At 65.9% G+C, this 14,463-nt stretch carries 14 protein-coding genes; 2 read left to right on the forward strand and 12 right to left on the reverse strand.

Annotated features, from left to right (window positions below):
- Position 1: 1 nt before the first annotated feature.
- From AC13CR_RS11655 to trpA, 5 genes are read right to left on the reverse strand one after another with little or no spacing between them, the layout of a single operon-like run.
- The gene (locus AC13CR_RS11655; RefSeq protein WP_292952389.1) at positions 2 to 1,786 is read right to left on the reverse strand and encodes a DNA polymerase III subunit gamma/tau; all 1,785 of its coding nucleotides are present in this window, start codon (positions 1,784 to 1,786) and stop codon (positions 2 to 4) included.
- A gap of 57 nt (positions 1,787 to 1,843) precedes the next feature.
- The gene (locus AC13CR_RS11660) at positions 1,844 to 2,569 is read right to left on the reverse strand and encodes a molecular chaperone DjiA (protein ID WP_292952392.1); all 726 of its coding nucleotides are present in this window, start codon (positions 2,567 to 2,569) and stop codon (positions 1,844 to 1,846) included.
- A 58-nt stretch (positions 2,570 to 2,627) separates the two neighbouring features.
- The gene (locus AC13CR_RS11665; RefSeq protein ID WP_348670805.1) at positions 2,628 to 3,125 is read right to left on the reverse strand and encodes a GNAT family N-acetyltransferase; all 498 of its coding nucleotides are present in this window, start codon (positions 3,123 to 3,125) and stop codon (positions 2,628 to 2,630) included.
- A complete protein-coding gene (locus AC13CR_RS11670) occupies positions 3,122 to 3,691 on the reverse strand; it encodes a VOC family protein (RefSeq protein ID WP_292952395.1) in 570 nt (189 codons plus the stop codon). Before AC13CR_RS11670 ends, AC13CR_RS11665 begins: the two co-directional genes overlap by 4 nt.
- Positions 3,691 to 4,488, reverse strand: a complete 798-nt coding sequence (trpA, locus tag AC13CR_RS11675; RefSeq protein WP_292952398.1) for a tryptophan synthase subunit alpha — start codon at positions 4,486 to 4,488, stop codon at positions 3,691 to 3,693. Before trpA ends, AC13CR_RS11670 begins: the two co-directional genes overlap by 1 nt.
- 125 nt (positions 4,489 to 4,613) lie before the next feature.
- Between trpA and ychF the strand changes: the two genes are divergently transcribed.
- Both ychF and AC13CR_RS11685 read left to right on the forward strand, forming a co-directional pair.
- Positions 4,614 to 5,711 (forward strand): redox-regulated ATPase YchF, encoded by a 1,098-nt coding sequence (ychF, locus tag AC13CR_RS11680; protein ID WP_293014787.1) that lies wholly within the window; start codon positions 4,614 to 4,616, stop codon positions 5,709 to 5,711.
- Between the two features lie 203 nt (positions 5,712 to 5,914).
- Positions 5,915 to 6,160, forward strand: a complete 246-nt coding sequence (locus tag AC13CR_RS11685) for a hypothetical protein (protein ID WP_292952404.1) — start codon at positions 5,915 to 5,917, stop codon at positions 6,158 to 6,160.
- A gap of 158 nt (positions 6,161 to 6,318) precedes the next feature.
- On the opposite strand, the gene AC13CR_RS11690 is transcribed toward AC13CR_RS11685, so the two are convergent.
- From AC13CR_RS11690 to AC13CR_RS11720, 7 genes are all read right to left on the reverse strand, one after another.
- Positions 6,319 to 6,819: a lytic transglycosylase domain-containing protein gene (locus AC13CR_RS11690; protein WP_292952407.1), complete on the reverse strand. Its 501-nt coding sequence runs from the start codon at positions 6,817 to 6,819 to the stop codon at positions 6,319 to 6,321.
- Entirely contained in the window at positions 6,812 to 8,200 is a 1,389-nt protein-coding gene (gene lpdA, locus AC13CR_RS11695; RefSeq protein WP_292952410.1) for a dihydrolipoyl dehydrogenase, read from the reverse strand. The genes AC13CR_RS11690 and lpdA overlap by 8 nt, the downstream gene beginning before the upstream one ends.
- A gap of 63 nt (positions 8,201 to 8,263) precedes the next feature.
- Positions 8,264 to 8,653, reverse strand: a complete 390-nt coding sequence (locus tag AC13CR_RS11700) for an MAPEG family protein (RefSeq protein WP_292952413.1) — start codon at positions 8,651 to 8,653, stop codon at positions 8,264 to 8,266.
- Positions 8,653 to 8,907: a hypothetical protein gene (locus tag AC13CR_RS11705; protein WP_292952416.1), complete on the reverse strand. Its 255-nt coding sequence runs from the start codon at positions 8,905 to 8,907 to the stop codon at positions 8,653 to 8,655. Before AC13CR_RS11705 ends, AC13CR_RS11700 begins: the two co-directional genes overlap by 1 nt.
- A gap of 5 nt (positions 8,908 to 8,912) precedes the next feature.
- Positions 8,913 to 9,332, reverse strand: a complete 420-nt coding sequence (locus tag AC13CR_RS11710) for an EVE domain-containing protein (protein WP_292952419.1) — start codon at positions 9,330 to 9,332, stop codon at positions 8,913 to 8,915.
- Positions 9,333 to 9,734: 402 nt separating this feature from the next.
- On the reverse strand, positions 9,735 to 11,375 hold the full coding sequence (gene odhB / locus AC13CR_RS11715) for a 2-oxoglutarate dehydrogenase complex dihydrolipoyllysine-residue succinyltransferase (RefSeq protein ID WP_446233276.1): 1,641 nt from the start codon (positions 11,373 to 11,375) through the stop codon (positions 9,735 to 9,737).
- 4 nt (positions 11,376 to 11,379) lie between these two features.
- Positions 11,380 to 14,346: a 2-oxoglutarate dehydrogenase E1 component gene (locus tag AC13CR_RS11720; protein WP_482900779.1), complete on the reverse strand. Its 2,967-nt coding sequence runs from the start codon at positions 14,344 to 14,346 to the stop codon at positions 11,380 to 11,382.
- Positions 14,347 to 14,463: the final 117 nt, after the last annotated feature.

A 14,463-nucleotide genomic window follows, 5' to 3' on the forward strand; every position in this document is an offset into this window, starting at 1 on the left:
CTCAATCCTCATCCTCGAACGGGTCCCATTCATCGACTTCGGCGACGGGACCATCTGTGATTTCATGCGGGTTCGCCGCACCCTCGGCCGCGATTTCCGCCGCGTCCTCGGGCGGCCGAGCGATCTTCGTGACCGTTTTCAGTCTGGCGCCGGGAAAGGTTGCCATCACTTGCTGCACGATCGGCAATTCCAACGCCCGCTTGCGTGCCGCCTCCAATTCGGCCGCGCGGGTTTCTGCGATGGTGGGCGCACCGCCACTGCCGACGACGCTGACTGCCCAACGCTGCCCGCCGCACCAGCCGCGCAGGCGTTCGCCAAGCCTTTGCGCCAGATCGGCGGGGCCGTTGCCACGCGGCTCGAATTCGATCCGGCCGGGGCTGTAACGGACCAGCCCGACGTGATTTTCAACCTGCACCAGCAGCAGCATGTCACCCATGCGGCGGATCAGATCAAGCACCGAGGCAAAATCGGGAAAGGCGGCAAAGGCCTGGGGCGAAACCGCAAGAGCCGCCGCAGTCCCGCCGGCCCCGACGCCGATGGCAGGGGCCGGGCGGGCCGCCGCGCGCGGCGCCTGCTGATCGGTCCCGGCGGGCGCGGCCTGGCGCGCGAAATCGCCCGCCGCCGCCGATTGCTGGACCTTGCGGATCAGCGCCTCGGGGTCGGGCAGATCGGCCACATGGGTCAACCGGATGATCGCCATTTCGGCCGCCATCATCGCATTGGGCGCCGCCGAGACCTCGTCCAGCGATTTCAACAACATCTGCCACAGCCGCGTCAGGACCCGCATCGCCAACCGGTCGGCCAGATCCTTGCCGCGCGTGCGTTCATCCGGGGAAATGGTCGGATCCTCGATCGCTTCGGGCGTGATCTTGACGACCGAAATCCAATGCGTGATCTCGGCCAGATCGCGCAGAACCGCCACCGGATCGGCGCCGCCCGCATATTGCGACTGCAATTCGGTCAGGGCGGCGGCCGCATCGCCGCGCAGGATCATCTCGAACAGGTCGATGACCCGGCCCCGATCGGCCAGGCCCAGCATGGCACGGACCTGATCCGCCCCCGTCTCGCCGGCGCCGTGGCTGATCGCCTGGTCCAGCAGGCTGGTCGCATCGCGCGCGCTGCCCTCGGCCGCCCGCGTGATCAGCGCCAGCGCCTCATCGGTGATCTGGGCGTTTTCGGATCCCGCGATCCGGCGCAGGAGACCGATCATCACCTCGGGTTCGATGCGACGCAGATCGAACCGCTGGCAGCGCGACAGAACCGTGACGGGCACCTTGCGGATTTCGGTGGTGGCGAAGATGAACTTCACATGCGGGGGCGGTTCCTCCAGCGTCTTCAGCAGCGCATTGAACGCGCTGGTCGACAGCATGTGCACCTCGTCGATGATATAGATCTTGTAGCGCGCCGAGGCCGCGCGATAGTGAACGGATTCGATGATCTCGCGGATGTCGCCCACGCCCGTCCGCGATGCCGCATCCATTTCCATGACATCGACATGGCGCCCCTCGCTGATCGCCACGCAATGTTCGCAGACGCCACAAGGCTCGGTCGTCGGGCCGCCTGCGCTGTCGGGGCCGATGCAGTTCATGCCCTTGGCGATGATCCGGGCGGTGGTGGTCTTGCCGGTCCCGCGAATGCCCGTCATGATGAAGGCCTGCGCGATCCGGTCGGCGGCAAAGGCGTTCCTCAGCGTGCGCACCATCGCGTCCTGACCGACCAGATCCGCGAAGGTTTCCGGCCGGTATTTCCGGGCCAGAACCTGATATGCCTGCTTCGTCTCGGTCATCCGCCACCCGCTTCTGGAGCGCCACTCTAGCCTCGGTGCAGGGGGGCTACAACCGCCTCACGCGGCGTTGGGCGGCGGCGCATCATGCATGGCGCGGAACTTTTCCCAGGCCTCGTTCAGCCGCCGGGTCCGGGCCTCGGCCATGCGCACGGCCTCGGGGGGCAGGCCGCGGGCGATGGCACGGTCGGGATGAGCCTCGCGGATCAGGCTGCGCCAGCGTTTGCGGGCTTCGGGCAGCGGGGTATCCGGGGTCACGCCCAGGATTTCGCAGGGCGGACAGCCAGCCTTCGGATCGTGGCTTGCGCGGATCGTGGCGATGCGGGCGGGCGTCAGGCCGAAGATGCGGCCGACCTCGTCGATGAAGGCGATCTCGGATTCGTGCATCTCGCCATCGGCGACGGCGATGATGCACAATCCCTCGATCACGTCGGCCAGGACCGGATCGCCGGGCGCGAACATCGCGGCGATGCGCCGCGCCCAGGCGTCGAAGCCGGCCACGTCCTGCCGCGCCAGGTCGAAGACGCGGGCGGCGTTCTTTTCCTCGGCGCGCGGTATGATGAAGACACGGCGGAAGGCCGTCACCTCGGATCGGGCGACGGTGCCGTCGGCCTTGGCCAGCTTGGCGCCGAGTGCGATCACGCCGATGGTAAAGGCGACCGATCGTTCCGGCGCCACGGCGCGCGGGCTGCCCAGCAATGCCGCCAGCCGGTCGCCTATGCGCTGCCAGAAGCTGCGCGGCTTCGGCAGGTCGGGACAGGTCGGGTGATCGGCGCGAGTATCCATGCCACTCAGATTATCCGGGATCGCGCCGCGAGGGTAGGGGGCAGAGGTGAAGGAAACGTTACCCGCCCAGATCCTTGCCCATCAAAACCAGGTCGTGATAGCGGCCGAATTTCCAGCCCGCAGCCGGAATACGGCCCCATTCGGTATAGCCCAGCCGCGCGTGGAAACGCAGCGAACCGCTGTTCGTGGCCGTGATCGCGCCGATCATCAGCCGATGACCGCAAGCGCGGGCGTGATCCTCGATCGCCTGCATCAGCATCCGCCCGATGCCGCGACCGCGCGCGGCGGCAGCCAGGTTGACCGAATGTTCCATGCTGCGCGCATAGCCCGGCCCGCCGCGAAACTGGCCATAGCTGGCATAGCCCAGCAGCGCCCCATCTTCCTCGGCCAGCAGGAAGGGATGACCGGCGGCCTGCCGTTCGGCGATATGGGCGGCGATATCTGCCTCGCTGCGTTCGGCCGGCCAGAAGGTGACATCGGTGTCGCGGATCAGGGGGTTCCACAGGGCGCCTATGGCCGGCGCATCCTCGCCGCGTGCCTCGCGCAGCGTGATCACAGCCTGACCTCGCCCTGGGGCGTGGCGAGGCGCAGGGAGAAGGGGCCGCGCGACAGGCGCGGATCGGCGACAGGCAAGTCAATCGGCAGAGAAAGCCGCGCCAGCCTGATACCGTGATCGGGAAGGGTATCCGAGGGATGCGGCCCGCCGCCCCAGTCGATCCGCATCGGCGCGGCACCGTCATGCGGCATCTGCCCGCCATCGGGAACCGTGATCCGCCAGCGCAGCCCTCCGCGACTGGCCGCAAGGATCGTGGTGCCCCGTGGCGCGGTCAGCCGGCTTTGACGGATGACCCAGCCTGCGACCCTGGGTGGCCCGTCGAACCCGTCCAGCCCGAACCAGCGCGGTCGGTCCGGCGCGGGGGCCGCGGGGTCGATGGCGATCAGTTCCAGATATTCGCCCGGTCCCAGCGACAGCAATCGGTTCTGTGTGCCCATCTGCGGATGTTTCCCGCCCGGTTCCGGCGCCACGCCCAGCCTGGCCCGCAGCCATTCCGCGCCCTCGTCCAGATCGCGGGTGGCGATGGCGACATGATCGAAGGCGCAATCCTGGGCCGGCGGGTCCATCAGCCGCGATGCGCCCCGGCCGCCAGATCGGCCACGAATTGCAGGATCTCGGGCACCGGGCGTCCCGCGCCGATCATCTTCACGATGGCGCTGCCGACGACGCAGCCATCCGCGACCGAGGCGACGCTTTCGGCGGCCTCGGGCGTCGAAATGCCAAAGCCCACCACCACCGGCAGGTTCGCCGCTTTCTGGATCCGGGCAACTTCCGGTGCGACCTCGGCGGCGTCGGCGGCCGGGCCGCCGGTGATGCCGGTAACGCTGACGTAATAGACGAAGCCCGACGTGTTCCTGACCACGGCGGGAAGGCGGCGGTCATCGGTCGTGGGCGTGGCAAGGCGGATGAAGTTCAGTCCGGCTTTCGCGGCGGGGATGCAGAGTTCGTCATCTTCCTCGGGCGGCAGATCGACGATGATCAGGCCATCCACGCCGGCCTCGGACGCCTCGGCCAGAAAGCCCTCGACGCCGCCGGGACGGGCATAGATCGGATTATAGTAGCCCATCAGCACGACCGGCGTTTCATCATCCTCCTTGCGGAATGCGCGCAGCATCGCCAGCGTGCGGCTGACGCTGCCGCCCTGGGCCAGCGCCCGCTGGCCCGCCGCCTGGATGATCGGCCCGTCGGCCATCGGATCGGTGAAGGGCATCCCCAGTTCGATCACGTCCACGCCCGCGCCGGGCAGGCCGCGCATGATCTTGAGCGCCGTCGCGTCGTCGGGGTCCGATGCCATCATGTAGGCCACGAAGGCCTTCTTCTTGTCGGCCCTCAGCGCCTGAAACCGTGCGTCGATCCTGGTCATGTCCGTCCCCGTTCGTCCCGGCGCCCAGCACTAGCCCGACCGCACGGCTTTCGCAATCCGCGCGAGGCTGGACTTGCGGCCCCCATCCGCCTATGAGGACGCCGAAATCAGCAAGGGATGTCGCAATGGGCTTTCGCATGGGGATCGTCGGGCTGCCGAATGTGGGCAAGTCCACGCTGTTCAACGCCCTGACCAGAACCGCCGCCGCGCAGGCCGCGAATTTTCCCTTCTGCACGATCGAGCCCAACGTGGGCGAGGTCGCGGTGCCAGACCCGAGGCTGGACCGGCTGGCGGCGATCGCCCACAGCAAGCAGATCATCCCCACGCGGATCACCTTCGTCGATATCGCGGGCCTGGTGAAGGGCGCCAGCAAGGGCGAAGGGCTGGGCAATCAGTTCCTGGCCAATATCCGCGAGGTGGACGCCATCGCGCATGTGCTGCGCTGTTTCGAGGATCGCGATGTCACCCATGTGGAAGGCCGCGTCGATCCCATCGCCGATGCCGAGGTGATCGAGACCGAATTGATGATCGCCGACATGGAATCCATCGAGCGGCGGCTGACCAATCTGGCCCGCAAGCTGAAGGGCGGCGACAAGGAGGCGTTACAGCAGCAGGTGCTGCTGCAACGCGCGCTCGAGGCTCTGGAGGCCGGCCGGCCCGCGCGCAGCGTCGAGGTTGCCGAGGACGACCGCAAGGCCTGGTCCATGCTGCAACTTCTGACCGCGAAGCCGGTGCTGTTCGTCTGCAATGTCGATGAGGCCAGCGCGGCCGGCGGCAACAGCCAGTCGGCGCGGGTGGCGCGGATGGCCGAGGCGCAGGGGATGGGCCATGTGGTGATCTCGGCCCGGATCGAAGAGGAAATTAGCCAGCTTGAACCGGAAGAACAGCAAATGTTCCTGTCCGAGATGGGTCTGGCAGAGGCCGGCCTGGACCGGCTGATCCGCGCGGGATACGCATTGCTGGGTCTTCAGACCTATTTCACCGTCGGCCCGAAAGAGGCGCGTGCCTGGACCATCCGCCGCGGCACGCTGGCCCCGCAGGCGGCGGGCGAAATTCACGGCGATTTCGAAAAGGGCTTCATCCGCGCCGAAACCGTCGGCTATGACGATTATGTCGCCGGCAACGGCGAGGCGGGCGCGCGCGAGTCCGGAAAGCTGCGCGTCGAGGGCAAGACATACGAGGTCCGGGACGGCGATGTGCTGCATTTCCTGTTCAACGCCTGAGGTTTCGGCCCCGAACCGGATCTGTTCCTGGTTTCCGGAAACCCGCGTCGCCTGATTTGCCTGAAACCATTATAAAATCGTCCTCGGTTATCATTTTCGCGAGGAAAACACGCCGATCGCGCGCCGAAAAGCAATTTTCTTTGTGCAAATCATGCTGACCTTGGGTAAACTGACCGGGAACCGCGTGAAGCAGAGAGATATTCATGGCGCAGATTCCCGATGATCTCATTGTCGAAATGCGCCTGGCGCTCGACGATCTCGGCGAGGCGCGTCAGCAGGTTGCGGATCTGGTTGCACGGGAATGCGACCCCCATCTGGGGGCTGCCGTGATGCGGCTGATGATCGCGGCCGAACAATCGACCCGCAAACAGATGCAGCCACAGAATTCCCTTATCTGGGGCTGGCTGTTTGGCGGCGAAAAGGCTGCCGCATCCGCCGCGTCCCGCTGAGGCGGCGTTCCGTCGCGCGGTCATGCAGACCGGATCGAACCGCGTTTCTATCGGCAATGCCGAGCCGCGATTTCCCACGCGATTGATAAAACAGATGAAAGTCGCGGCCGCGTATTAGCATGACTCACATTACCGCGACAGTATATTAACGACACCTGCTAGCGCCGCAGACCGGTCTTTTTCAGCAGTCCCTTGCGTTTGGCTTCGTCATAATAGCCGCGCGAATACCACATGATCGCCGCGTCAGGATCGCCGCCGGCCACCAGCCATGCGCCGCGAAGGTATCTGACGCCGTAGCGCAGGTTCGTATCGGCATCCAGCAACCCATCCGCCGGACCGCGATAGCCCATGGTTCGCGCCGTCTGATACCGGATCTGCATCAGACCGTAATAGGCACCGTTGCGCGCGGTAGGGCGGTGGCGGGATTCGCGAATCACCACACGCTGAACGATCTGGGCCGGGACCCGGTAATGGCGCGCCCAGAAATTGATGCGGGATCGGATATAGGGGGTCTCGTTCGGATAAAGGCCGGTCCTGGTCAGCCCTGCCGGGGCGGTGCGGCCCGTTCCTCCGCCGCCGCAGGCGGCCAGGGCCAGGCTGGCCAGCACCATGGCGCGCCGCCCGACCAGGGGCAGCGCGCGCCGCGGGCGGTCAGGCATGGATCGCGCCGTCGCCGCAGGCCAGGGCGGCCTCTCGGACGGCCTCGGACGTGGTCGGGTGGGCGTGGCATGTCAGCGCCACATCCTCGGCCGAGGCGCCGAATTCCATCGCCACGCAGATCTCGTGGATCATCTCGCCCGCGTTCGGGCCGACGATATGGCAGCCCAGAATGCGGTCGGTTTCCGCATCCGCGATCATCTTGACGAAGCCGTCGGCCTGCAGCATCGCCTTGGCACGCGCGTTGCCCAGAAACGGGAACTTGCCGATCTTGATCTTGCGCCCGCTATCCTTCGCGGCCTCTTCGGTCAGCCCGACGCTGGCGACTTCGGGGGTGGTGTAGATGACGCCGGGGATCACGTCGTAATTGACGTGACCATGCTTGCCCGCGATCACCTCGGCCGTGGCAATGCCCTCGTCCTCGGCCTTGTGGGCCAGCATCAGGCCGGGGACGCAATCGCCGATGGCGTAGAGACCCTTGATGTTGGTCGCCCAGCGGTCATTCACCTTGACGAAGCCGCGATCGGTCATCTCCACGCCCAGCGTGTCAAGTCCCAGCCCTTCGACATGCGGGCGGCGCCCGGTCGAGACCAGGACGCAATCGGCCTCGATCGTCTTTTCGCTGTCGTCCTTTTTCAGCGCATAGACGACCTTCGCCTTGCCCTGAACGATCTCGGCGCTCTTGACCGCCGCGCCAAGAACAAAGTCCATGCCCTGCTTGAGCAGGATCTTCTGGAACTGCTTTTGCACCTCGCCATCCATGCCCGGCGCGATCGCGTCGAGATATTCGACGAAGGTCACCTTGGCGCCCAGGCGGGCATAGACCGAACCCAGTTCCAGCCCGATGATCCCGGCCCCGATCACGACCATGGATTTCGGTATCTTCGGCAGCGCCAGCGCGCCGGTCGAATCGACGATCACGCCGCCGGCATTGTCCACCTCGACCCCTTTCAGCGCGGCCGGGACCGAACCCGAGGCGATGACGATGTTCTTGGTCTCGTGGACCTCGTCGCCGATCTTCACCTTGCCGGCCTCGGGAATGCTGGCCCAGCCCTTGAGCCAGTCGATCTTGTTCTTCTTGAACAGGAATTCGATACCCTTGGTATTGCCCGCGACGGTTTCGGCCTTGTAGCCCTGCATCTTGGTCCAGTCGACCTTCACCTTGGCGCCGGTCAGGCCCATCCGGTCGAAATTCTCATGCGTCTCGTGCAGCATGTGGCTGGCGTGAAGCAGCGCCTTGGAGGGGATGCAGCCCACATTCAGGCATGTGCCACCCAGCGTTTCGCGGCCCTCGACGCAGGCGACCTTCAGGCCCAGTTGCGCGGCACGGATGGCGCAGACATAGCCGCCGGGTCCGGCGCCGATGACGATGAGGTCGTACATGTGGTATTCCCTTTTTCAGTGTTTGCGGCGATGCCGTCGCGAGATATATGGCCCGGCAGGCGATCAGAAAAGGCTCGCCAGGATCATGATCATGCTGGCCGCGAAGCCGACCGCCCAGATGACCGAGCGCCAGGGCACCCAGCCGAAGACGTAGGCCGGCACATAGAGGATGCGCGCCAGCAGGTAGATCCAGGCGCTGGTGGCGGTGAGGCCGCTGGACTGGCCCGGTACGGTGACCACCACCACGGCAAGGGTGAACAGGACGAGCCCCTCGAAATGATTGTTCAGGGCGCGCTGAAGGCGGCCCGCCGTTCCGGTCAGTTCGGGTTTGACGTCGCGCGTGCCCATCGCGACCCGCGGTCCGATCTGCCGATTCGCCGCCACCGAAAAGGCCGCGAACTGAAGGCCCTGCAAAAGACCTGCAAGGGCGAGAACGGTCAATTCGGCTGTCATCAGGCGGTCTCGACAAAGTGGAAGCTGGTCGCGGTCACGCCGCCCTGACTGTTGAAGACCGCCGCCGCGCCATCCAGATACTCGCGCGCCGTCCTGGCGTTGCCGACATCGAACAATGCCCAGGCGCTGCTGTCGCTTTCACGCCAAAGTTGCAGCAAGTTCAGGCTGTTGTTGCCACGATCCTCGGCATCGGCATCAAAGGCGGTCCTGAAGGCGGCATAGGACTTGACCGTGTAATGGGCGATCATCTGCATCGGGATCACTCCGTCGTCATGGCGTCGCGGATGGTCTGGAAATCCGCGGCGTTGATTTCGAAAAGCCCGCGCCGGGCCACGAGGCCCCAGTTGCTGCGGGTAAATTCCAGCCTGTCGCCCAACGGCGCAAGAAGGGTTTCGGTTGCCTTCCACCAGTCGATATCGCGGCGAAAGCCGGTCCGGCCCGGAGCCATTTCGGCCTTGTAGGGCTGGCTGTCCCGGACCGTGCCGATGGCGGTGAAGGCCTTGAGCGGCGGCCCGTCGGGATAGGAGGCTTTCGGCGAGTAACAGATCAGCCCGTCGCCCGGCGTCAACGCGGTCAGCGGACCCAGCTTGCCGTGGTTCAGCATGGCGAAGCCGCCGGCGACGCCCTTGCGGACATGATCGCGGCTGACGACGCCGATCCAGTGGCGGGGGCCGGTCACGCGGCGCCCCGGGTGTTGCGCAACGGCTGCGCGCGTTGCGCGGCGGGGCGGAATTGGGCCCTGCCGCGTCCGGCCCAGCAAATGCTGGCTTTCGGGGGGCACCGGACGGCCACCGGACAGGCACAGCGCGTGCACAGGGCGTGCACCGACAACGCACGATCCCCGATCGTTCCGTGCGCCCGCGCGCGTTTCCAACGGATCTCAGGTGCATCAGTGCATGAATGCACAGGCCGATCAGCCGTCACCCTTGCCGATCGGACCCCTGTTCCGTATCTGCAAGGGGCGTCGACCCGCCGCGAACGGGACGCGAAGCGCCCGCGCCGGGTCAGGCCCGAAACGGGAAGGTTCCGCCGGACCTGTCCGCCGCTTCCGGGCCGTGGCCCTGGCATCCCGGGACGCAAATCACAGATCCATCAGCAGCCTGCGCGGATCCTCCAGCGCCTCTTTCACCCGGACGAGGAACGTGACCGCGCCCTTGCCGTCCACGATCCGGTGATCGTAGCTCAGCGCCAGATACATCATCGGTCGGATCACGATCTGGCCGCCGACGACCACCGGGCGATCCTGGATCTTGTGCATTCCGAGAATGCCCGATTGCGGCGGGTTCAGGATCGGCGAGGACATCAGCGAGCCGTAGACGCCGCCATTCGAGATGGTGAAGGTGCCGCCCTGCATCTGGGCCATGGTCAGCTTGCCGTCGCGGGCCCTGGTGCCCAATTCGCCGATCTCCTTCTCGATCTCGGCAAAGCCCTTGCGGTCGGCATCCTTGACCACCGGCACCACCAGCCCGTTGGGCGTGCCCACCGCGACGCCCATGTTGACGTAGTGCTTGTAGACGACATCGGTGCCGTCGATCTCGGCATTGACCTCGGGCACCTCTTGCAGCGCGTGACAGCAGGCTTTCACGAAGAAGGACATGAAGCCCAGCTTGACCTTGTGCTTCTTCTCGAACGCCTCCTTGTATTCGCCGCGCAGTTCCATGATGGCCGACATGTCGGCCTCGTTATAGGTGGTCAGCATGGCGGCGCTGTTCTGCGCGTCCTTCAGCCGCCGGGCGATGGTCTGGCGCAGGCGGGTCATCCTGACCCGTTCCTCGCGTTCGGCATCCTGCGGCGCCGAGGGGGCGCGGGCGGATTGCGGCGCGGCTTTCGGCGCCGGGGCAGCGGCCGGGGACCCGGCCCTGGCCACGTCTTCCTTCATCACCCGGCCATCGCGGCCCGAGGCCGTCACCTGATCGCGGCCGACGCCCTTTTCGGCCATCGCCTTTCGGGCCGAGGGCGCGTCCTCGACATCCTCGCGCGGGGTCATTTCCTCGGGGCCGGCATCGGTGGCCTTTTCCTCGGGCGCGGCGGGGGCGGGGCTGCTTTCGGATCCGCCGCCCGCGGCACCCTCGGTGATCACCGCCAGCCTGGCCTTGGCATCGACGGTCGCGCCTTCCTCGGCCACGATCTCGGCCAGCACGCCGGCTGTGGGGCTGGGCACCTCGACCGAGACCTTGTCGGTTTCCAGTTCGCACAGCATCTCGTCGGCGGCGACCTGATCGCCGACCTTCTTGAACCAGGTGGCCACCGTCGCCTCGGTCACGCTTTCGCCAAGGGCGGGAACCATCACGTCCACCGAATTGCCGCTCATCTCTGTCTTTTCCTCCGGGGTTTCGGCGCTTGCCCTGACGGCGGCCTTGTCCTGTTTCGCGTCCTGTCCGGCGACCTGTTTCGCATCCTCTCCGGCGTCCTGCTTCGCACCCTTGCCGCCATCCTGCCCAGTGCCGTCCTGCGCGGAGGGCCGGCCCGAGTCCGCGCCCTTGGCGGATTCGTCGATCTGCGCCAGCAAGGCATTGGGCTCGACGGTCGCACCTTCCTCGGCCACGATCTCGGCCAGGACGCCGGCTGTGGGGCTGGGCACCTCGACCGTGACCTTGTCGGTTTCCAGCTCGCACAGCATTTCATCGACCGCCACGGTATCGCCGGCCTTCTTGAACCATGTCGCGATGGTCGCCTCGGTGACGGATTCGCCCAAAGCGGGCACGCGGACTTCGGTACTCATCGGATCATCCTTCGATATTCAGGGCTTCGTTGACCAGGGCTTGCTGCTCGGCCTTGTGGCGCGAGGCGAGGCCCGTGGCGGGCGAGGCCGCCGCGTTGCGCCCGACATAGCGCGCCCGGCCATGTTTCGCGCCCAGCCGTTCCAGCACCCATTCGATATAGGGTTCGACAAAGGTCCATCCCCCCTGGTTCTTGGGTTCCTCCTGACACCAGATCACCTCGGCCGACTTGAAGCGGCCCAGTTCGGCAACCATGGCCTGCGCCGGGAACGGGTAGAATTGTTCCAGCCGCATCAGGTAGACATCGGTGACGCCGGCCTCGTCGCGGGCCTTCAGCAGGTCGTAATAGACCTTGCCCGAACACAGCACGACGCGCTTGATCTTGCCGTCCTGGACCAGTTTGGTGTCGGAATTGCCGCGCTGCGCATCGTCCCACAGCACCCGGTGGAAGGTGGAGCCGGACTGGAATTCCTCGGCGCGGCTGACCGCCAGCGGATGCCGCAGCAGCGATTTCGGGGTCATGATGACCAGCGGCTTGCGGAAGCCGCGATGCATCTGGCGGCGCAGGATGTGGAAATAGTTCGCCGGCGTGGTGCAGTTGGCGACGATCCAGTTGTCCTCGGCGCACATCTGCAGGAACCGTTCCAGCCGGGCCGAGCTGTGTTCCGGGCCCTGGCCTTCGTAGCCATGCGGCAACAGCATGGTCAGGCCCGACATGCGCAGCCATTTCTTCTCGCCCGAGGAGATGAACTGGTCGAACATGATCTGCGCGCCATTGGCGAAATCGCCGAACTGCGCCTCCCACAGGGTCAGGGTATTCGGTTCGGCCAGCGAATAGCCGTATTCGAAGCCCAGCACCGCGTATTCCGACAGCATCGAATCGATGACCTCGTAGCGGGCCTGGTCCTCCTGGATATGGTTCAGCGGATAATAGCGATCCTCGGACTTCTGGTCGATGATCGCGGAATGGCGCTGGCTGAACGTGCCCCGCATGCTGTCCTGACCCGACAGGCGGACGCCGCGGCCCTCGACCAGGAGCGAGCCGAAGGCCAGGGCCTCGGCTGTGGCCCAGTCGAACCCCTTGCCGGTATCGAACATCTCCTTCTTGGCCGCCAGCAGGCGGCCCACGGTCTTGTGCAGGCTCACGCCGTCCGGGGCGCTGGTCAGCGCGCGGCCGATATCGGTCATCATCGCGGCCGGGATGCCGGTCTTGCCGGCGACATATTCCGCGCCTTCGCGTTCGAGGCCCGACCACTTGCCGTCCAGCCAGTCGGCCTTGTTCGGCTTGTAGTTCTTGCCGATCTCGAATTCCTCGGCGAGATGGGCCTGGAAGGCGGCCTTCATGTCCTCGATCTCGCCCTCGGGGATCAGCCCGTCCCTGACCAGCCGGTCGGTGTAGATCTGCAGGGTGGTCTTGTGACCCTTGATGTTGGCATACATGGCCGGGTTGGTGAACATGGGCTCATCGCCCTCGTTATGGCCGAACCGGCGATAGCAGAAGATGTCCAGCACCACGTCCTTGTGAAACTTCTGACGGAATTCGGTGGCGACCCTGGCCGCGTGGACGACGGCCTCGGGATCATCGCCGTTGACGTGGAAGATCGGCGCCTCGACCATCAGCGCGATATCGGTCGGATAGGGCGAGGTGCGGCTGAAATGCGGCGCGGTGGTAAAGCCGATCTGGTTGTTCACGACGATATGGATCGTGCCGCCGGTGCGGTGGCCGCGGATGCCCGAAAGCTGCAGGCATTCCGCCACCACGCCCTGGCCGGCGAAGGCCGCGTCGCCGTGCAGCAGGACCGGCAGCACCGCGGTGCGGGCCTTGCGGTCGCCCAGCTGGTCCTGCTTGGCGCGCGCCTTGCCCAGCACGACCGGGTTCACCGCCTCCAGATGCGAGGGGTTGGCGGTCAGCGACAGATGGACGATGTTGCCGTCGAATTCGCGGTCGGAGGAGGCGCCGAGATGGTATTTCACGTCGCCCGATCCGTCCACGTCCTCGGGCTTGAAGCTGCCGCCCTGGAATTCGTGGAAGATGGCGCGGTAGGGTTTTGACATCACGTTGGCCAGCACCGACAGTCGGCCGCGATGCGGCATCCCGATGACGATTTCCTTCACGCCAAGCGCGCCGCCGCGCTTGACGATCTGTTCCATCGCCGGGATCAGCGCCTCGCCGCCATCGAGGCCGAAGCGCTTGGTGCCCATGTATTTGACATGCAGGAACTTCTCGAATCCCTCGGCCTCGACCAGCTTGTTCAGGATCGCCCGGCGGCCGTTGCGGGTGAAGGCGATTTCCTTGCCATAGCCCTCGATCCGTTCCTTCAGCCAGGCGGCTTCCTCGGGGTTCGAGATATGCATGTATTGCAGCGCGAAGGTGCCGCAATAGGTGCGCTTCATCAATTCGCAGATCTGGCGCATGGTGGCGACTTCCAGACCCAGCACGTTGTCGATGAAGATCGGCCGGTCCAGATCGCCGGGACCGAAGCCATAGGTGGCGGGCTTCAATTCGCCATGATCGGGGACATGGCGCAGCTTCAGCGGGTCGAGATCGGCGTGAAGATGACCGCGGATCCGGTAGGCGCGGATCAGCATCAGCGCGCGGATGCTGTCCAGCACCGCCTGCCGCATCTGGTCGGTGGTCAGTTCGACCCCCTTTTCGGCGGCCTTTCCGGCGATCTTCCTCATCGCCTCGTCGGCCTCGGCCTTGCCGGACATCGGCCATTCGCCGGTCAGCGCGGCGGTGGTGTCGTCATGCGGCATCGGCGGCCAGTCGGCGCGCGACCAGGACGGGCCCTCGGCCTCGCGCAGCGCGTCTTCCTGGGCATCGCCGAGGCCGCGGAAGAATTCGTCCCAGGCCTGATCGACCGCGGCCGGATCCCTGGCCCACTGGCCATAGAGCTGTTCGACCCAGGCGGCGTTATGGCCTTGCAGGAAGGAGGAATCGTGGAAATCGGTGTTCTTGGGCTGGTCGTTCATCGTTTCGGACCTTTAGCGAGACATGAGAAGCCGGGATGCGGGTCTGGTCGGGGCGCGGCGCGACATGTATGCCGACGCAAATCGCGGGCCGCCGGCGGGACCGCAAGGCCGGATGTG

This window comes from Paracoccus sp. L-17 (assembly GCF_056857655.1).

Excerpts from the sequence above, each read along its gene's own strand:
- AC13CR_RS11655 (WP_292952389.1), bottom strand. The coding sequence starts at position 1,786 with ATGACCGAGACGAAGCAGGCATATCAGGTTCTGGCCCGGAAATACCGG.
- AC13CR_RS11660 (WP_292952392.1), bottom strand. The coding sequence starts at position 2,569 with ATGGATACTCGCGCCGATCACCCGACCTGTCCCGACCTGCCGAAGCCG.
- AC13CR_RS11670 (WP_292952395.1), bottom strand. The coding sequence starts at position 3,691 with ATGGACCCGCCGGCCCAGGATTGCGCCTTCGATCATGTCGCCATCGCC.
- trpA (WP_292952398.1), bottom strand. The coding sequence starts at position 4,488 with ATGACCAGGATCGACGCACGGTTTCAGGCGCTGAGGGCCGACAAGAAG.
- ychF (WP_293014787.1), top strand. The coding sequence starts at position 4,614 with ATGGGCTTTCGCATGGGGATCGTCGGGCTGCCGAATGTGGGCAAGTCC.
- AC13CR_RS11685 (WP_292952404.1), top strand. The coding sequence starts at position 5,915 with ATGGCGCAGATTCCCGATGATCTCATTGTCGAAATGCGCCTGGCGCTC.
- AC13CR_RS11690 (WP_292952407.1), bottom strand. The coding sequence starts at position 6,819 with ATGCCTGACCGCCCGCGGCGCGCGCTGCCCCTGGTCGGGCGGCGCGCC.
- lpdA (WP_292952410.1), bottom strand. The coding sequence starts at position 8,200 with ATGTACGACCTCATCGTCATCGGCGCCGGACCCGGCGGCTATGTCTGC.
- AC13CR_RS11700 (WP_292952413.1), bottom strand. The coding sequence starts at position 8,653 with ATGACAGCCGAATTGACCGTTCTCGCCCTTGCAGGTCTTTTGCAGGGC.
- AC13CR_RS11705 (WP_292952416.1), bottom strand. The coding sequence starts at position 8,907 with ATGCAGATGATCGCCCATTACACGGTCAAGTCCTATGCCGCCTTCAGG.
- odhB (WP_446233276.1), bottom strand. The coding sequence starts at position 11,375 with ATGAGTACCGAAGTCCGCGTGCCCGCTTTGGGCGAATCCGTCACCGAG.
- AC13CR_RS11720 (WP_482900779.1), bottom strand. The coding sequence starts at position 14,346 with ATGAACGACCAGCCCAAGAACACCGATTTCCACGATTCCTCCTTCCTG.